10 protein-coding genes and 3 rRNA genes are annotated in these 18957 nt (G+C 66.6%); 1 reads left to right on the top strand and 12 read right to left on the bottom strand.

What is annotated here, in order from left to right; all coding sequences use genetic code 11:
* Positions 1-221: 221 nt before the first annotated feature.
* From F4561_RS16065 to tyrS, 5 genes are all read right to left on the bottom strand, one after another.
* On the bottom strand, positions 222-1016 hold the full coding sequence (locus tag F4561_RS16065) for a hypothetical protein (RefSeq protein ID WP_246437206.1): 795 nt from the start codon (positions 1014-1016) through the stop codon (positions 222-224).
* Positions 1017-1782: 766 nt separating this feature from the next.
* Positions 1783-1901: ribosomal RNA gene (gene rrf / locus F4561_RS16070) — 5S ribosomal RNA — on the bottom strand.
* 81 nt (positions 1902-1982) lie between these two features.
* A 23S ribosomal RNA gene (locus F4561_RS16075) occupies positions 1983-5067 on the bottom strand.
* Positions 5068-5590: 523 nt separating this feature from the next.
* A 16S ribosomal RNA gene (locus tag F4561_RS16080) occupies positions 5591-7127 on the bottom strand.
* The 16S, 23S and 5S rRNA genes sit together here, the layout of an rRNA operon.
* 819 nt (positions 7128-7946) lie before the next feature.
* Positions 7947-9248, bottom strand: a complete 1302-nt coding sequence (gene tyrS, locus F4561_RS16085; RefSeq protein ID WP_184579936.1) for a tyrosine--tRNA ligase — start codon at positions 9246-9248, stop codon at positions 7947-7949.
* 279 nt (positions 9249-9527) lie between these two features.
* Here tyrS and F4561_RS16090 point away from each other — a divergent pair, with 279 nt between their 5' ends.
* Positions 9528-10172 (top strand): HNH endonuclease family protein, encoded by a 645-nt coding sequence (locus F4561_RS16090; RefSeq protein WP_184579938.1) that lies wholly within the window; start codon positions 9528-9530, stop codon positions 10170-10172.
* Positions 10173-10228: 56 nt separating this feature from the next.
* On the opposite strand, the gene lhgD is transcribed toward F4561_RS16090, so the two are convergent.
* The 7 genes from lhgD to argH form a co-directional block, all read right to left on the bottom strand.
* The gene (lhgD, locus tag F4561_RS16095; RefSeq protein ID WP_376773663.1) at positions 10229-11443 is read right to left on the bottom strand and encodes an L-2-hydroxyglutarate dehydrogenase; all 1215 of its coding nucleotides are present in this window, start codon (positions 11441-11443) and stop codon (positions 10229-10231) included.
* Between the two features lie 203 nt (positions 11444-11646).
* On the bottom strand, positions 11647-12564 hold the full coding sequence (locus tag F4561_RS16100) for a sirohydrochlorin chelatase (RefSeq protein ID WP_184583721.1): 918 nt from the start codon (positions 12562-12564) through the stop codon (positions 11647-11649).
* A 126-nt stretch (positions 12565-12690) separates the two neighbouring features.
* On the bottom strand, positions 12691-13287 hold the full coding sequence (locus F4561_RS16105; protein ID WP_184579941.1) for a GTP-binding protein: 597 nt from the start codon (positions 13285-13287) through the stop codon (positions 12691-12693).
* Positions 13268-13783, bottom strand: a complete 516-nt coding sequence (locus tag F4561_RS33945) for a DUF742 domain-containing protein (protein WP_184579943.1) — start codon at positions 13781-13783, stop codon at positions 13268-13270. The genes F4561_RS16105 and F4561_RS33945 overlap by 20 nt, the downstream gene beginning before the upstream one ends.
* A complete protein-coding gene (locus tag F4561_RS16115; protein WP_184579945.1) occupies positions 13780-14214 on the bottom strand; it encodes a roadblock/LC7 domain-containing protein in 435 nt (144 codons plus the stop codon). The genes F4561_RS33945 and F4561_RS16115 overlap by 4 nt, the downstream gene beginning before the upstream one ends.
* The gene (locus F4561_RS16120; RefSeq protein ID WP_184579947.1) at positions 14211-16853 is read right to left on the bottom strand and encodes a sensor histidine kinase; all 2643 of its coding nucleotides are present in this window, start codon (positions 16851-16853) and stop codon (positions 14211-14213) included. The genes F4561_RS16115 and F4561_RS16120 overlap by 4 nt, the downstream gene beginning before the upstream one ends.
* A gap of 651 nt (positions 16854-17504) precedes the next feature.
* Positions 17505-18938: an argininosuccinate lyase gene (gene argH / locus F4561_RS16125; protein ID WP_184579949.1), complete on the bottom strand. Its 1434-nt coding sequence runs from the start codon at positions 18936-18938 to the stop codon at positions 17505-17507.
* Between the last annotated feature and the right edge of the window lie 19 nt (positions 18939-18957).

Consider the following 18957-nt stretch of genomic DNA (forward strand, 5'->3'; position numbering starts at 1 on the left):
AATCCTTCCCGTTGGAATTTTCCACGAGAACTACCGGGCCCCCTACAACGACGGCCGGCCGCCTCCGAACGGCTGCGCTTCGCCGGTTTCGATGGCCCGCTGGAGACCGTTGGCGCCGCGGTCCTCGATCGGGCGTCGGCGGCTACGGAGCAGGTTGGCCCACGGCTACGGTGGGCTCACGGTGCCTGCCGGCGTCGGAGCGGGAAAGACAACGGAGCGTGTTACCGCTCGGGCGACTTCGCCGCGCTGGGTGTCTCCGGGCCCGGCGGCCCTTCGCCCGGCCCGGCTCCGGTACCGCCGTCGGGAGCTGGTTCCGGGTCCTCCGCGTCTGTCCAGATGACATCGTCGTCCATGTCGACAATGTCCAATCCTTCCAGCGCAGCAAGCCGCTCATCGGCGTCGGTAACGCCCTCTTGGTCCACAGCCGAGGCACGCGCGAAATACTCACGGGCCGATTCCATACGGCCCAGCTCCAGTAGCACGTCCGCATAGGCGTAGAACAAGCGCGCCACCCACGGCCGTGCCCGACGCTCCTTAAGTTCGGGAACGTGCAACTCCACGAGCGCCGCATCGGGTTGCCCGAGATCGCGGCGCGCCCCGGAAGCGACGATCCGAAGCTCGATTCGCTCCGCGATGTCCAACGTCTCCACGCCACCGCTCCGCGTGACCTCCAAGGCGCGCTCAGGCCTGCCCAGGCCTCGCTCGGAATCGGCGATAACCGGCAGGAAGTTGTTCCGGCCGGTGATCCGGCGCGCGGCACGCAGGTCAGACAGCGCCTCCTGCCACTTTCCGAGATGGTAGGCAGCGAGGCCAGACGCCTCCCGGACAGCACCAATGCGCGCCGCCTTGCGGCGCGCGTACGTGGCGTGCTCATAGGCGCGCTCAGGATCGTTGTCCAGCATTTCGTGAGCCATCACGAGGTGCCGTGCGATGGTCTCGGCCAGCGAACGCGGCAACGAGGTCAGTTCGCTCCAAACCTCGTTGTCAAGCTGGGTGAAGCTCACCTCGTCCGGCAAGGCCGGAGGGGCTTCCCTCTTCGGCTGCCCCTTCGCTGTCGCTTGACGGTCCCCGTCTCGGTCTCCTCGTGGCGCGCCCTCCTGGGAGCGCCGTCCACGATCGAACTTTCCTCCGGAACGATCCCCGCCACGGGAGTCGCCGCCCTTCCGGCCACCAGATCCGGCCCTCTCACGAGACGAGTCGCCCCGCCCTGCACGGCTCTGCGCGGGCTTCTTCCGGTCAGGTCGGCCGGCACCTCTGCGGTCGCCGCCCCGGGACGTCCCGGAGTCGCCACGGCCCGGCTTACTCCGTCCTGACCGGTCATCACGCTTGGAGCCACGGTCACGAGCCCCACCGCCCTGGTGGTCACCGCGGGCCGCGTCGGGTCCGGAGTCCGACCGGGGGCGCTCATCTCCGCCACTGCCACCGGAAGCTCCAGCGTGCTGATCGCTGTCGCCTTGGGCTCCGGAGCCGTCGCGGCCCGCCGATCGGCTTTCGTCAGTCATTCGTCCGTCCGTACACAGTCAAAAGCGCTGCCACCGACTCGTAGCAGCGCATCGCGGTTCTTGGGAGTCCCCAGGCTTCTCACTCTACGGCATCGCGAGCATGACCATGTCCAGGGCCAGACTGCGCCGCATTCCTCACCGAGGGTAATTGCGTGGTTCCTGCGAGCGCGATTGTGGAACCCCCTCCGCACCAGCGACGCAACGGATAACGCGTTCCCATTCCTGGGGCATGAAAAAAGGAGGGGTGGGAGCTGTGCTCCCACCCCTCCTTTTGGGGTAATCGTGGCGGTGTCCTACTCTCCCACCCCACACCATGGGGGCAGTACCATCGGCGCTGTGGGGCTTAACGACCGGGTTCGGAACGGGTCCGGGTGTTTCCCCCACGCTATGGCCACCACGAAACCAGTCACCCCCCACACGGGGGGTGGCCACATGACTTGTGGATAGGTGTGTGTGTGCGCGCGAGTGTCCAGCATCTGCGGTGGGCAAGCCCTCGGCCGATTAGTACCGGTCAGCTCCACCCCTCACAGGGCTCCCACTTCCGGCCTATCAACCCCATCATCTCTGGGAAGCCTTACCCCCCATAGGGGTGGGAGACCTCATCTTGAAGCGTGTTTCCCACTTAGATGCTTTCAGCGGTTACCACATCCAGACGTAGCCAACCAGCCATGCCCTTGGCAGGACAACTGGCACACCAGAGGTCTGTCCATCCCGGTCCTCTCGTACTAGGGACAGCCCTTCACAAGTCTCCAACGCGCGCAGCGGATAGGGACCGAACTGTCTCACGACGTTCTAAACCCAGCTCGCGTGCCGCTTTAATGGGCGAACAGCCCAACCCTTGGGACCAACTCCAGCCCCAGGACGCGACGAGCCGACATCGAGGTGCCAAACCATCCCGTCGATACGGACTCTTGGGGAAGATCAGCCTGTTATCCCCGGGGTACCTTTTAGCCGTTGAGCGACGCCACTTCCACACGCCGGCGCCGGATCACTAGGCCCTGCTTTCGCACCTGCTCGACACGTCCGTCTCACAGTCAAGCTCCCTTATGCCCTTACACACACCACCTGATTACCAACCAGGCCGAGGGAACCATTGGGCGCCTCCGTTACCATTTAGGAGGCAACCGCCCCAGTTAAACTACCCACCAGACACTGTCCCCCACCCGGATCACGGGCGCGGGTTAGGTGCTCGACAAGGCAAGAGTGGTATTTCACCAACGCCTCCACCACCACTAGCGTGGCCGCTTCACCGGCTCCCACCTATCCTACACAAACCATCCCAAACACCAATATCAAGCTATAGTGAAGGTCCCGGGGTCTTTCCGTCCTGCTGCGCGAAACGAGCATCTTTACTCGTAGTGCAATTTCACCGGGCCCATGGTTGAGACAGCGGGGAAGTCGTTACGCCATTCGTGCAGGTCGGAACTTACCCGACAAGGAATTTCGCTACCTTAGGATGGTTATAGTTACCACCGCCGTTTACCGGCGCTTAGATTCCCAGCTTCACCCCTAAAGAGCTAACCGGTCCTCGTAACGTTCCGGCACCGGGCAGGCGTCAGTCCGTATACCGCGTCTTACGACTTCGCACGGACCTATGTTTTTAGTAAACAGTCGCTTCCCCCTGGTATCTGCGACCCCACCCAGCTCAAAGAGCTACGTCTCATCACCAGACAGGGCTCCCCTTCTCCCAAAGTTACGGGGACAATTTGCCGAATTCCTTAACCATGGTTCACCCGAACGCCTCGGTCTACTCAACCAGACCACCTGCGTCGGTTTCGGGTACGGGCCGCCCACGAACTCGCTAGAGGCTTTTCTCGGCAGCACGGGATCACCCACTTCGCCACACACGGCTCGACATCACGCCTCACCCACTTGCGGCCCGGATTTCCCTGGGCCGCGGGCCACACGCTTATCCCGGGAACTACCATCGCCCGGGCTGGGCTACCCCACTGCGTCACCCCATCACTGACCACCCACCAACATCGGACCCCACACCATGCCCCCACCACCCCAAAAGGGCAGCAAGCACATGAGTGTGGTTAGCATCAGTTGGCAGCGGTATGGGACGCTCGCGAACGGGTACGGGAATATCAACCCGTCATCCATCGACTACGCCTGTCGGCCTCGCCTTAGGCCCCGACTCACCCTGGGCGGATCAACCTGCCCCAGGAACCCTTAGTCACTCGGCGCCAGTGTTTCTCACACTGGTATCGCTACTCATGCCTGCATTCTCACTCGCACCCACTCCACACCCGGTCACCCGAACGCTTCACCGCGGGCACGACGCTCCCCTACCAACCCCCCAACCGGGGGGCTCCACAGCTTCGGCGGTGTACTTAAGCCCCGCTACATTATCGGCGCAGAACCACTTGACCAGTGAGCTATTACGCACTCTTTCAAGGATGGCTGCTTCTAAGCCAACCTCCTGGTTGTCTGGGCAACTCCACAACCTTACCCACTCAGCACACGCTTAGGGGCCTTAGCTGATGATCTGGGCTGTTTCCCTCTCGACCACGGAGCTTATCCCCCGCAGTCTCACTGCCGCGCTCACACCCATTGGCATTCGGAGTTTAGCTGACATCAGTAACCCGCAAAGGCCCATCAACCAACCAGTCGCTCTACCTCCAACAGGAACCACACGACGCTGCACCTAAATGCATTTCGGGGAGAACCAGCTATCACAGGGTTTGATTGGCCTTTCACCCCTACCCACACCTCATCCCCCAGGTTTTCAACCCTGGTGGGTTCGGGCCTCCACGACCTCTTACAGCCGCTTCACCCTGGACATGGGTAGATCACCCCGCTTCGGGTCTCCAGCACGCGACTCAAACGCCCCTTTAAGACTCGCTCTCGCTACGGCTCCCCCACACGGGTTAACCTCGCCACGCACCACAACTCGCAGGCTCATTCTTCAAAAGGCACGCCATCACACCCACAGGTGCTCTGACGGCTTGACAGCACACGGTTTCAGGTACTCTTTCACCACCCCTCACCGGGGCACTTTTCACCTTTCCCTCACGGTACTCGTCCACTATCGGTCACCAGGACGTATTCAGGCTTGGCAGGTGGTCCTGCCAGATTCACACGAAATTCCACGAGCTCCGCGCTACTCGGGACCATGCCCCAGACATCATGTCAGACCTTCGCCTACGGGACTCTCACCCACTCCGGCACCGCATTCCAACGGCTTCAACTACCCCAACACAACACCCGCCCAGCCGGCAGACCAGACACAGGCACATCCCACAACCCCACACACGCAACAGCCGCCGCCTATCCCACGCGCATGGTTTAGCCACATCCCCATTCGCTCACCACTACTAAGGGAATCACATATTGTTTTCTCTTCCCGCGGGTACTGAGATGTTTCACTTCCCCGCGTCACCACCACTGCCCTATACATTCAGACAGCAGCAACCCGACACAACTCGAGCTAGGTTTCCCCATTCGGACACCCACGGATCACAGCCTGGTTGACAACTCCCCGTGGACTATCGCGGCCTCCCACGTCCTTCATCGGCGCCTGGTGCCAAGGCATCCACCGTATGCCACACACACTTGACCACCACAGATACAAGACACTCGCGCACACTATCCACAAATCAAAAAACCAACCACACACCCAACCACAACCCCACGGCCACACCCGAAAGCCCCTCCAGCACACACACGCCAGAAACCGACAATCAAGCCCGACCACCAGGCACACCCACGCACCAGCAAGCACGCCCAGACCAGAACAGGCCCAGACACCACTCACCCGAGCGCGTCGCACCACAGGGTCTTCGTCAGGGTGGTCACCAAAAAAGCCACCACCACCGCCACGTCCAGACACCCACACACGCAGGCACCCACACGCACACGGCCAGGGTTGCTCTCTCAGACACCCAACAGCGCGCCCCCCACCCCCACACACAGCAGGAGAAAAGGGGGGAAGTTTGTTTCCTCTTCAGCCACCCGGTCGGCCCTACCCCCGGGGCCAGAACCCCACAACGGGGCCCCGATCCTCACGAGGCAGCACCAACTCCACATTCACCAAGCCCACCCGGCAGCACCCACACGGATGCCCCCCACTTCGGGCTCCTTAGAAAGGAGGTGATCCAGCCGCACCTTCCGGTACGGCTACCTTGTTACGACTTCGTCCCAATCGCCAGCCCCACCTTCACGCGCTCCCCCCACCAAGTGGTTAGGCCACACGTTTCGGGTGTTGCCAACTTTCATGACGTGACGGGCGGTGTGTACAAGGCCCGGGAACGTATTCACCGCGGCACTGCTGATCCGCGATTACTAGCGACTCCACCTTCATAGGGTCGAGTTGCAGACCCCAATCCGAACTGAGACCGGCTTTTCGGGATTCGCTCCACCTCACGGCATCGCCCACCCGCTGTACCGGCCATTGTAGCATGTTTGCAGCCCAAGACATAAGGGGCATGATGACTTGACGTCATCCCCACCTTCCTCCGAGTTGACCCCGGCAGTCTCCCATGAGTCCCCACCATCACGTGCTGGCAACACAGGACAAGGGTTGCGCTCGTTGCGGGACTTAACCCAACATCTCACGACACGAGCTGACGACAGCCATGCACCACCTGTCACCCACCAACCAAATGACCCCACATCTCTGCAGGTCCACAGGCAATGTCAAGCCTTGGTAAGGTTCTTCGCGTTGCGTCGAATTAAGCAACATGCTCCGCCGCTTGTGCGGGCCCCCGTCAATTCCTTTGAGTTTTAGCCTTGCGGCCGTACTCCCCAGGCGGGGCGCTTAATGCGTTAGCTACGGCACGGAAACCGTGGAAAGTCCCCACACCTAGCGCCCAACGTTTACAGCATGGACTACCAGGGTATCTAATCCTGTTCGCTACCCACGCTTTCGCTCCTCAGCGTCAGGTAAGGCCCAGAGACCCGCCTTCGCCACCGGTGTTCCTCCTGATATCTGCGCATTTCACCGCTACACCAGGAATTCCAGTCTCCCCTACCTACCTCAAGCATGCCCGTATCCACTGCACACCCACAGTTAAGCCGCGGGCTTTCACAGCAGACGCGACACGCCGCCTACGAGCTCTTTACGCCCAATAATTCCGGACAACGCTCGGACCCTACGTATTACCGCGGCTGCTGGCACGTAGTCAGCCGGTCCTTATTCCCCCCCTACAGTCAACCCCGAGAACACCCGAAGCCTTCGCCAAGAGGAAAAGAGGTTTACAACCCGAAGGCCGTCATCCCCCACGCGGCGTCGCTGCGTCAGGCTTTCGCCCATTGCGCAAGATTCCCCACTGCTGCCTCCCGCAGGAGTCTGGGCCGTGTCTCAGTCCCAGTGTGGCCGGTCGCCCTCTCAGGCCGGCTACCCGTAATCGCCTTGGTGAGCCATCACCCCACCAACAAGCTGATAGGCCGCGAGCCCATCCCCAACCAGAAAAAACCTTTCCACCCCCCACCATGCGGCACGAGGTCCTATCCGGTATTAGACCGCGTTTCCACGGCTTATCCCAGAGTCAGGGGCAGGTCACTCACGTGTTACTCACCCGTTCGCCACTCACCACCCCCAAAAGAGATGGCGCGTTCGACTTGCATGTGTTAAGCACGCCGCCAGCGTTCGTCCTGAGCCAGGATCAAACTCTCCATCAAAGGCCACACACCCCCACACCCAGGCACAAACGCACCCGCAGGCCCAGGGGCAAACCTCGAAGAAAATCAACCCTGACCAACCACAACACCCACACCACACAGGCATGAAGCGCCATGGCCAACCAAAGGAACCCCACAACACCCCCACACAAGGGGGCATCACACAGGGGCCAAAAAACAAACATGGCTAAAGAAAAACAAACACGCGCTGTTGAGTTCTCAAAGAACAACCACCCACCCCACACAAGCCAACCACCCAAAAACCCAGGCAGCCAACTCTTCAGAAGCAGCGGCAATCCAATTTTTCAAATCTCTGTTAGCTTACCAGTCTCTCCGGAAGCGCCGTTACAGCGAATCCGCAAGGGAGCTGGTCAGCTACATCCCCAGTTTCTCACGGAAGGAGAAACCGTGAGACCGCAATTCCCAATTCAGACAGCCGCCCAAACCGGAAATCTTCGGGATCATCGTACTCGGTCCGCGTACGAGGCCCGCCAGGGCACTCATCGCGCCGACTGGACAACAATAGATTCCAACTTCCGGGGCGTCAAATCGGATCGAGTCCGCTGACACCCGCCCCGGGCCCTGCCGCTGCCATCATGCCGACGGCTCTCGGCCTCCCGGTCCCGCATGAGTCTCACACCAGACCACGCGGTGCGCCAAGCTTCTTGTTCGTAAGAGTTTATGTGCCCCTGCCACCCACGGCCTAAACACGCTTCAGGCCCCGATCCGCGAGTTGGGGTCCCGCCCCGGGCACAGCCCGAGGCGGGGACAGTCATACCGGGGCGGGACTCGGTCACCCAGGACCGCAGGGAGGGAGTGTCAGTTGCGCACGAGGACGCCGCCGACGTTGCGCTTACCGCGCCGCAACACGATGTAGCGCCCATGGAGCAGGTCACTCGCGGACACTCGGGCGTCGACGTCGGTCACCTTCGTGTTGTTCAGGTAGGCCCCGCCTTCCTGAATCGCTCGGCGCGCGGCGGACTTGCTGGGAACCAGGCCACTGGCCGCAAACAGGTCGACCAGCGGGGGCAGCTCCCCGACAGGGCCGTCCAGTTCCACGTTCGGCACCTCGGCGAGTGCCGCCCCAAGCGTGCCGGCATCCAGGTCGCCCAGGCTCGCCTGGCCGAACAAGGCGCGGCTGGCCGCGATGACCTTGGCGCACTCCTCCTCGCCATGCACCAGAGTCGTCATCTCCTCCGCCAGGGCTCGCTGCGCGGCACGGGCCGCAGGGCGCTCGGCGGTCTGCCGCTCCAGATCCTCGATCTCGTCCCGGGACCGGAAGCTGAAGACCTTGAGGTAGCGGAGCACGTCACGGTCGTCCGCGTTGAACCAGAACTGGTAGAAGGCGTACGGCGTCGTCAGTCCGGGGTCGAGCCACACCGTGCCCGTCTCGGTCTTGCCGAACTTGGTGCCGTCGCTCTTCGTGAGCAGGTTCGTGGTCAGGCAGTGCGCCGGACCGTGTGGTTCGTTGCCGTCCATCCGGCGGATCAGGTCGAGCCCGGCGACGGTGTTACCCCACTGGTCGCTGCCGCCGACCTGCAGCGTGCAACCATGACGCCGGTAGAGCTCCACGAAGTCGTAGGCCTGCAGCAGCACGTAGCTGAACTCCGTGTAGCTCATGCCGTCGCCCTCAAGCCGCGTCCGCACGGTCTCCCGGGCCAGCATCTGGTTGATGCTGAAGTGTTTTCCGACGTCGCGCAGCAGCTCGATCGCGCTCATGGCGGAGAGCCATTCAGCGTTGTTGTCCAGAACCGCGTCGGTCGGTCCGGGACGCTCCCCTTCGGGCGTGAAGCGCAGGAACCTCGCGAGCTGGCGGCCGAGTACCCGGCTCCACTCCTCTACCGTCTCCGCCGGGTTCAGCACGCGCTCCGAGGTGGCTTTGGGGTCGCCGACGAGTCCGGTCCCCCCACCGACCAGAGCGATGGGGCGGTGCCCCGCGCGCTGGAACCGCGCCAGTGTCAGGATCTGGGTCAGATGGCCGACGTGCAGGCTCCCCGCTGTGGGATCGAAACCGCAATAGAGGGTGACCGGGCCATCGGCGAGTGCCTTGCGGAGTTCGTCAAGGTCGGTGGACTGCGCGAGGAGATCGCGCCATACGAGTTCGTCGATGATGTCGGTCACTGTGATCTTTCCGTGTCGAGAGGCCGCCGCCCCGCCGGGATCCGCGGTGGCACGGCCAACCGGCTGAACCTTCTCCACGGTATACGCTGCTCCGCGTAGGTGTCGCAGCGCTTACCGGGAACGTCCGCGCTTCCACACGCGGAGGCGGCCGGTGCGGCTCTGGCCGGATTCGGCCGGGGTCGGACACAGACTGTTCACCCGTTGCGTATTTCCCCGCTCTCCGGGAGTGAGCGAGTCTCTGGAGTGTCCGATGGCACCCCGCTCTGCTTGGAGACATACATGCCAACGCCCCTCCGCCGTATCGCCGGCTCCTCCGCCGCGGCGATCGGCATATTCGCCCTGCTCCTGGGGCCCGCGGCTCCCGCCCAGGCCGCTCCGCCCCCGCCGCCGAGCCTAGAGGAGGCCCGAGCACAGCTCGACGGCCTCACCGTGCAACCCGAGGAGGACGCTCCCGGCTACAGCCGCGACCTCTTCCCCCACTGGTCGACGGTCGAAGGCAACTGCAACTCGCGCGAGCTGGTGCTGCAGCGCGACGGCGAGGGCGTCGAGGTCGGGGAGGACTGCTACCCCACCTCCGGCACCTGGACCAGCCCGTTCGACGGCGCGGTCACCGACGACCCGTCCGAGGCCAGCGTCGACCATTTCGTCCCGCTGAAGGAGGCGTGGGACTCGGGAGCCAGCGACTGGTCCACCGACCGGCGCGAGGAGTTCGCCAACGACCTCGACACCCCGCAACTGTGGGCGGTGAGCGCGTCCAGCAACAGTTCGAAGGGCGACAGCGACCCGGCCGAGTGGATGCCGCCCGAGACCGGGATCCACTGCGACTACGCGAAGAGCTGGATCGCCGTGAAGCACGCGTGGGACCTCCCCATCGACCCTGATGAGGAGCAGGCCCTCACGGAGCTGCTCGACTCCACCTGCTGACCCCGGCGCCGGCGCGTGGGCGTTGGCCGCACCCGCGCGCCGGCCCGGGACACCGTTCAGCGGGTGGGCAGCACCTGCTCGCCGAGGTGCTCGGCGATGGCCAGCGCCGAGGTGGCCGCCGGCGACGGGGCGTTGCGGACACACACCACCCGATCCTGGGTGTCGACGGCGAAGTCGTCGAGGAGCTCGCCCTTGCGGGTCAACGCCTGGGCGCGGACCCCTGCGGGGGCGGAGCGCAGGTCGGCCGCCGCGATCTCCGGAATAAGCTTGCGGGCTTCGTGCGCGAAGACGGCCTGGGAGGCCGAAACCGCCATCTCCCGGGCTCCCACTGTCCAGTGCTCCCGGGCGAGCCGCCAGAATCCCGGCCAGGACAGCGTCTCGGCCAGGTCCCGGCGGCGCACGTCGCTGCCGCGGTACCCCTCGCGCGCCGTGGCGAGAATAGCGTTGGGTCCCGCCATGACCTCGCCGTGGACGTGTCGTGTGAGGTGTACTCCCAGGAACGGGTACCGCGGGTCGGGTACCGGGTAGACCAGACCGCGTACGAGGTGCCGCCGCTCGGGGACGAGCTCGTGGTACTGCCCTCGGAAGGCAACGATGCGCGGATCCGACGGCGCACCCGCCATCCGCGCCAGCCGGTCGCCGTGCAGTCCGCCGCAGATGACCACGGTGTCGAACCGCCGCTTCACCCGCTCCCCCTGCGGATCGCCAGTCAGGACCTCGGCGGCTCCGGCGTCCTGGCGCAGGGCGATCACCGGTGCGTTGAGCCGGACCCGGCCGCCCGCCCGGCGTACGTCGTCGGCGAGTGCCTCGGCGATCGCCACAAAATCGGTGACGGCTGTGTGCGGCGAGTGCAGCCCTTCGATTCCCTCGACGTGCGGCTCCAGTTCGCGCAGCCCTTCAGGGCCGAGCCGGCGCACACCGGGCACACCGTTCGCGCTCGCCTTCTTCTCGATGCCGTCCAGCCGCGCGGAGTCGTCCGAATCGCGTGCGACGAGCACCTTTCCCAGCTCCTCGTACGGCAGCTCGCGCTCCGCGCAGTACTCCCGCAGCAGGCTCCCACCACGTCGGCACAACGTCGCCTTGAGCGAACCGGGCCGGTAGTACAACCCGGCGTGCACGACGCCGCTGTTGTGCCCGGTCTGGTGGGCGGCGACCTGGTCCTCTTTCTCCAGGACGGTGACCCGGGCACCAGGCCGGTTCTCGGTGATCCAGCGTGCCAGGGCAAGCCCGACGATTCCCCCGCCAATGATGCCGATCCGTTCAATGCTCACGACCGGCAACCTAACAGGGTAGGGTTCCGCCGCCATGCGGCGGGATGGCCTGGTGCTTCGGGGCGCCGGCCCGGGGCGGCCGTATCCCGCCCATCCCGCAGCCGCGGCCCCGCCGTGAGCGGGTGCGGGCCGGTTCGCACCGACGGCACCCGGTCACGGCTGACGCGGCCGGGCCGGGGCGGCTCAGCCGCGTATGGGGACTGTCAGTTCTCGGGGCGGTGCCGGGAACCAGTCGGGGCCGGAAGGTCCTCGGCCGTGGGCGATTCCTCGATGCCCAGCGAGTTCAGCACCTCGGCGTAGCGCAGCGCCGCGATCTTCGCCAGGGTGCTCCCCGCGCCAAGCGGCGCGCACGCGCGGGCGCCGAACCGCTCCGCGAGCGCGACCAGCCGGTCGGGCGGGAACTCGGGCCCGAGCACGCTCGGCGCGATCACCGGCCGTACGCACCCCGCCTGCCGGAGCTGCCCCATGACGGCCTCGACGGAGGCCTCGTTCTCCAGGTCGGCCGGCAGCACCGTGATCCCGAGCCGCGCGGCGAGCAGCACCGCGGTGACGCCAGCCGCGCTCACCGCCTCGTCGCCTCCTGCGGCGCCGACAACGACGCCGTCGGTCATCATCGTGTTGGGTGCGACCACGCTGATCAGACGCATACGGTCGGCACGCACATACCCGGCCTCGGCCAATCGCAGGTGCAGGACCTCGGCGAGCATCGGGTGAGGGCCCAGCCCGTCCGTCACGCGCACGTTGGCGCGAGTGGCCTCGACCGCCGAGGCGATCGCCCGATTCATGGCCGGGTGCGGGGCAGTGACCAGCGGAACCACCACTCCGGCCAGAGGGCGGCCCTCGACCGGGGTCAGGTCGGCGAGCGCGTCGACCAGTCGGTGTTCGTCTCCCCCGGTGCAGCCGTACCGGATCGTGACCTCGGGCCGGTAGGACCGGATCAGGTCGCACATCTGCGGACCGATCGGGTTGGCACCGTCTCCTGAGTCGTCCCTGGCGGTGCCGGGGACCCCGAGCACGAGAGTGGGCGTGCCAACCGAACTGTCGAACGACAGTGGGTTGCGATGCCGGCCAGAGCGACGCCGCGGAAGGTCGCGAGGGGGGAGTCTGTCCGGATTCTGCATACTGTCAGGATTCACGCTCGAAATGCTAACGACTCGTCGGTATTGATCATGCCCAAGGTTCAGTTCCGATTGTGAAACACACGGGTGTGACAGCCGGCATCTCACTCGGCCGGTTCATCCTAGCGCTCACCGCAACATCACGGCACTGGGGCGCCGCATGACGTGTTCGACCAGGGCCGTCAGGATCCGTTTGCTGGACTCGCGATCGCGGGCGTCGCCTATGATCACCGGTACCTCCTCGCCGACGTCCATGGCCTCGCGCACCTCCTCAGCCGTGTACTCTCCGTCATCATCGAACCGGTTGACCGCTACCACGAAAGGGATCTTCCGCCTTTCGAAGAAGTCCACCGAGGGGAAACAGGTCTCCAGGCGCCGGGTGTCGGCGAGCACCACCGACCCCAGCGCCCCTTCGGCGAGCTCGTCCCACATGAACCAGAACCGCCCCTGTCCGGGCGTGCCGAACAGGTAGAGCACGACCTGCTCGTTCACGGTGATGCGGCCGAAGTCCAGGGCGACGGTCGTGGTGGACTTGTTCTCGACCCCGTCGAGATCGTCCACGCCCATGCTCGCCTCGGTCATGACCTCTTCGGTGTTGAGGGGGGTGATCTCGCTGACCGAGCCCACCATGGTTGTCTTGCCGGCACCGAATCCGCCAGCGATGAGGATCTTTACCGCCATGGGGATGTCGGTGCCGGTGCCGTCGTCAGAGCCTGCGGATGCCATCGAGTACCGCCTGAAGTACGTTCATTTCGGGAAGGTCAGCCGCGGGCATCGGCTCCCGGGTGAGCACGTCACCCTTGGTGATGAGATCTCCCAGGAGCACTTTGACCACGGTCATGGGGATGTCCAGTTGGGCGGAGAGTTCCGCGACGGAGATCGGGCTGCGGCACAACCGCAGGATGGCGGCGTGCTCGGGCTCCAGGGCGTCCCAGTCAACGCTTCCCTGCGCGGCGACGACGATGCTGATCATGTCCAGCCCGTCCCCGTGTGCGCGGGTCCGGCCGCCCGTCATGGTGTAGGGGCGCACCAGCGGCCCAGTGTCGATGTCCAGGGACGCCGCAGTCGTCGGCCCGGTGGAGGCGGCCTCGTGGGGCAGCGGTCCCGTCTGCCGCCGGTGGCGCGGCTCCGGTCCCGCGGAAGCGTCTCTGTCCTGGGGATCGCTCCAGGGGTCCGCGCCGCGCGGCGCCACGTCCTGCCCCTGTTTCCGGGAGTGCCTCATGACTCGGCGCCACCCGCTGCCGCCCTCGTCTCCGCGACCCGCGGTGCGGACGTGAGGAACCGCCCGACGCGGTTGATGCGCATATTCATCTCGTAGGCGACGAGCCCCACGTCAGCACCCTCGGAGGCCAGTACAGCAAGGCAGGCACCGTCGCCAGCCGCGGTAACGAAGAGGTAGGCGCGCTCCATCTCCACCACCGTCTGGCGGACGGCGCCCCCGCCGAACTGCCGGCCCGTTCCGCGCGCCAGGCTCTGGAAGGCTGAGGCCACCGCGGAGAGGTGCTCGCCGTCCTCGGCCGTCAGGTCCCGCGACCGGCCGATCAGGAGCCCGTCGGCCGACAGCACAATGGCGTGCTCCGTGCCGACCACGCGATCGACCAGGTCGTCAAGCAACCAGTTCAGATCAGCCGTAACGCTGCTCTTCTCCATCATTCGCTCTCTCCCTCTCGCTCGCCGGCCGCCTGGCCGGCGTGCCCATCACGTACACCTGTCGTGCACGCCGGTGCCCCAGGGAGCGGACCAGGGCTGTTCATGTCGCGATCATCAGCGCGCTCGGCGCGGAAGCCGTTTCCCCCGTCACTGAAAGTGCCGGGCACCCGTTCGCCGCCGGCCTTCTCGACCCGCGGCACCGCCCCGGCTGCCCCTCCAGCAGAGCTCGCGTCCCCGGATCGCTCGCTCGGTCCCCTGTCGAGGCTGTCCTCGTTGTCCCGCCCCCGCTGCGTGCCCGTCTGGAACGCACTGAACATCTGGCGAACCTCGTCGGGCCTCTTCTCACGCTCGCTCGCCGCGTCCCCTGTGCACTCCTGCGTGGCGGCGTCTCGAAGTTGCGGGGCGAGGTTGGCCTGCCGCTGGCGTTTAGGGAGCCGGGGGCGGTCGCTACCCTGCTCCGGCGCCGACGCGGCGGCACCGGACCGCGGACACAGCGAGGATCCGGGACTCCGCTTCGGCAGACCGTCCCGATCGGCCGAGCCCGCCTTCGGCGCGGTCCCGCCGGTGGAGGCGGAGCCACCGTTGTTCCAGGGGCCGCGGTCGCCGGCGTCGGCCAGTTCTGCGGCGGGTGCCCCGTTCGCCTGCCCGCCACCCGCTGGTTTCCGTTCGGAGAGCAGGTCCGGGGCTCCCACTCCTGCGTTGAGCTCGGCCTGCGGGCGCGTGGTGGCCGGCGGCCCGCCACGCGAGACGAGCACCGCCGGGATGAGGACGATCGCGCGGGTGCCCCCGTACGGTGATGGCCGCAGCTCGACGTGGATTCCGTGCTTATTGGCCAGCCGCGCCACCACGAACAGACCCAGCCGCGCGTCCTGGTTCAGCGCCATCACGTCGAACTCCGGCGCCTCGATCAGCCTGCGGTTCGCCTCGACCAGGCCCTGCTCACGCATCCCGAGTCCGCGGTCCTCGACCTCCACGACGAGCCCCTTGGCCACGGTCTCGCCGTGGATGTACACCTTGGTGTGCGGCGGCGAGAACGCGGTGGCGTTCTCCACCAGCTCCGCGAGCAGGTGGAGAACGTCGGCGACGACGGAGCCCGGCAGCGACAGGTCCGGCACCACACGCAGCTTGACCCGCGCGTACTCCTCGGTCTCGGAGATCGCGCCGCGGAGGATGTCCACCAGCGGGATCGGGGCGCGCCACCTGCGCCCCGGCTGCTGGCCACCCAGGATGATCAGGTTCTCGGCGTTGCGGCGCCCTCGTGTGGCCAGGTGGTCGAGCTGGAAGAGGTCCTCCAGCAGGTCGGGGTCCTCCGCCTCCCGCTCGACCCGGTCCAGCACCTGGAGCTGGCGCTGCACCAGGGACTGGTTGCGGTGGGCAATCCCGAGGAAGACGCGGTTGGCGCCGTCTCTGACCTCCGCTTGCTTCACGGCCGCGGCGACCGCTGTGCGCTGGGCGATGTTGAACGCGTCAGCGACCTGGCCCACCTCGTCGGTTCCGTGGTCGAGCTGCCGCAGCTCGGCGTCCGGATCGACCTGCTCGCCGTTCTCCAGGCGCCGGACGAGCCGCGGTAGCTCCTCGCGGGACAGCTCCAGCGTCTCGGCGCGCAGCCGGGCCAGCCGGTGGGTCAACCAGGCCGCGGACTTCGAGGCCACACCGTAGGCGACGGTGCTCGCGAAGAGGACGATGATTCCGCCGGCGAGAGCGAGGGTGAACATCTCCGCACTGGCGGCGTCCGTAGCGTAAATGACATTGTTCGCCTGGGAGTCGGCCAGCGCGGCGAGGTCGGCGCTCGTGTCGTCCGCGACGGACCGCCACTGCCCCAAGCCCGGGGGCGGCCCGTCCTCCAGGTCGTGTTTGGCGACGTCCCTGGCCAGCTCGTGCAGCTTAGCCCAGTGCGCGCTGTCGACCAGGTCGGCGTGCAGGCGGGCGGTATTGCCGTGCAGGGCAGGACCCAAGGCCTCGATCCGTTGCCGGGCGTGTTCCGTGATCCCGCCAACACGTCCCTGCTGCCCCGGCGTCAGCATCTCCTTCCCCGCGGCGCCGGACAGCAGCGCGTCGGCGAGGGTGAGATTCTCCTGCGCTTGCATGAGGTCCGCGGCGTCAGCGCTCGCGGTGGCCGCGGGGCCGTCGTCGAGCAGCCGGCCCAGTGCGTTGTAGGCCCGGATGCCCGGCTTGATGATCTCCGCGTAGCCCGCGACCGTGTCCGCGACAGTGGTGCTGCCCTCGGCGACGTGTTCGCGAAGATGCTCGCGGTCGTCGAGAGCGCTCAGGAAGTCTCGCGCTGTGTCGACCGCGGCGCCGTCTCCGCGGCCGCGGCCGCGGAGCCCTTCGCGGCGGGACTCGACCTCGCGCACCGCGCTGTCCGTGATCGCGGTCTGGCGGTCCAGCGCCCGCAGGGACTCCTCGGACGGCGCGCCGAGGTGCTCGGCCGCCAGCCGCCGTTCCTTCTGGAGTTCGGCGACGGCGTAGTAGGCGTGCAGGCCGCTGCGGCTGTCTCCGGCCGCCAGGCGCAGCGAGATCGCCTGCGTGAGCGCTCCCCCGCTGAGCACCGCGAAGAGCGCCAGGAACGTGATGCTGGGAATCAGGACGATCTTGTTGAGTTGCGCCTTGATGGTGCGATCGGCGCCCACCGACGTGCGCATTCGGTTCCTCCCACGGACAGTGCCGTGGACACCCCGGACGGTCACCGCGAGGACCATCGGCGCCCGCGAGGAAACGATGGCGATGATGCGCCATGGTCACATCGTGGGTTGCGCGAACAGTGCGGATGCGCGGGCCGTCGAAGTCCCCCGATGACACTGGGCCCGACCCTGCACGCTGTGCACAAGGAACGACACCCTTGGTGTCCACGATTCCGGACGCTACAACATCGGTTCGGACCGTGAAGGCGTTTCGCCGAAATCCCCCGTGCGTCCCTCGCGCATCCCGGCCACCGCGCGCCGGGGCGGCGCTCATCGCCGATCTCGAGGAAATCGTTCCTTCCAAGCGCTACAAAGGAACCATTTCCTCAAGATCAACGCACAGACTGCCCGCAGACCGGACATAACGGGCGCGCGGCACCGCCACGGGTCTGGCCCCGCGTGGGGCGTACCCATGCGCTCGCGCGCCCGAGACACGCCGCCCCGGCCATCTCTGCCGCCGCTGCTATCGGCGGGTGCGCCACAACCGGGCACCGGGAGCGGCCACCGCGGGCTGGACCACTGACTATCGTCGCTGCCCTCGTTGGATGTGCCGCCATCCGCTCACCGCACCGATCACCACCAACCCGGCCCACCCGGCGCCCGCTCACCGACCTAGCCGGGAACCCGCTCGCTGAAGTCGCGGTGCCCGGCGACCGCGGCGCGCAGCCGCTCAAGCTGGTCCTTGACGCGCGCCGGAGCGGTGCCGCCCTTCGCCGCGCGCGACTCCAGCGCGCCGCGCACGGTCAGCACCTCGCGGACGCCGGGGCCCAGGTGCGGCGAGATCGCGGTGAAGTCCTCGTCTGTGAGATCCACCAGGTCGATACCGCGCTCCTCGCACACCCGCACGCACGCGCCGGCGATCTCGTGGGCCTCGCGGAACGGTACGCGCTGCCGGACCAGCCACTCGGCGACATCGGTGGCCAGCGAGAATCCCTCCGGAGCCAGCTCCGCCATACGCGTGCGGTCGAACACCAGCGTGCCGACCATGCCGGCGAAGGCGGGCAGCAGCAGCCGGAGGGAGTCGACGGCGTCGAACACCGGCTCCTTGTCCTCCTGCAGGTCCCGGTTGTAGGCCAGCGGGAGCCCTTTGAGGGTCGTGAGCAGGCCGGTGAGGTCTCCGACGAGCCGGCCGGCCTTGCCTCGCGCCAGCTCCGCGATGTCCGGGTTCTTCTTCTGCGGCATGATCGAGGAGCCGGTGGAGTACGCGTCATCGAGCGTGACGAACGAGAACTCCCGGGTCGCCCACAGGATGATCTCCTCGGAGAAACGCGAGAGGTCCACCCCGATCATCGCGCTGACGAAGCCGAACTCCGCGATCACGTCGCGGGCCGCCGTGCCGTCGATGGAGTTCTCCGCGGAGGAGGAGAACCCCAGCTCGGCGGCGACCGCCTCCGGGTCGAGACCCAGCGAGGATCCGGCCAGCGCCCCGGAGCCGTAGGCGGACACAGCGGCGCGCCGGTCCCAGTCACGCAGCCGCTCCACGTCGCGCACCAGCGGCCAGGCGTGCGCCAGGAGGTGGTGTGCCAGCAGCACCGGCTGGGCGTGCTGCAGGTGGGTGCGGCCGGGCATGGGGGCGTCGCCGTTCGCCTCCGCTTGGTCGGCGAGCGCCGATACGACGTCCAGTAGCTCGCTGGAGATCGCCCGCGCCTGCTCGCGCAGGTACATCCGGACGAGCGTGGCGATCTGGTCGTTGCGGCTGCGCCCGGCCCGCAGCCGCCCACCGAGGTCCGCCCCGATGCGCTCGACGAGCCCGCGCTCCAGTGCCGTGTGCACGTCCTCGTCCGCCAGGACCGGCGTGAACTCCCCCGATTCCACGTCCGTTTCGAGCTGGTCCAGGCCGGCCAGCATCTGTTCGAGCTCGTCGCCGGTCAGCAGCCCGGAACCGTGGAGCACGCGGGCGTGGGCCCGGGATCCGGCGATGTCGTGCCGGGCCAGCCGCCAGTCGAAGTGTGTGCTCAGGGAGAGCCGGGCCAGCGCCTCGGAGGGACCGCCGGCGAACCGGCCGCCCCACAGCCGGCTGGCCCCGCTGTCGGGCTCGTCAGCCACGGATAGGTCCTTTCGAATG

The organism is Lipingzhangella halophila, from assembly GCF_014203805.1.
In the GTDB taxonomy this organism is placed as follows: domain Bacteria; phylum Actinomycetota; class Actinomycetes; order Streptosporangiales; family Streptosporangiaceae; genus Lipingzhangella; species Lipingzhangella halophila.

Excerpts from the sequence above, each read along its gene's own strand:
- F4561_RS16090 (WP_184579938.1), top strand. The coding sequence starts at position 9,528 with ATGCCAACGCCCCTCCGCCGTATCGCCGGCTCCTCCGCCGCGGCGATC.
- F4561_RS16100 (WP_184583721.1), bottom strand. The coding sequence starts at position 12,564 with ATGCAGAATCCGGACAGACTCCCCCCTCGCGACCTTCCGCGGCGTCGC.
- F4561_RS16115 (WP_184579945.1), bottom strand. The coding sequence starts at position 14,214 with ATGATGGAGAAGAGCAGCGTTACGGCTGATCTGAACTGGTTGCTTGAC.
- F4561_RS16120 (WP_184579947.1), bottom strand. The coding sequence starts at position 16,853 with ATGCGCACGTCGGTGGGCGCCGATCGCACCATCAAGGCGCAACTCAAC.
- F4561_RS33945 (WP_184579943.1), bottom strand. The coding sequence starts at position 13,783 with ATGAGGCACTCCCGGAAACAGGGGCAGGACGTGGCGCCGCGCGGCGCG.
- F4561_RS16105 (WP_184579941.1), bottom strand. The coding sequence starts at position 13,287 with ATGGCATCCGCAGGCTCTGACGACGGCACCGGCACCGACATCCCCATG.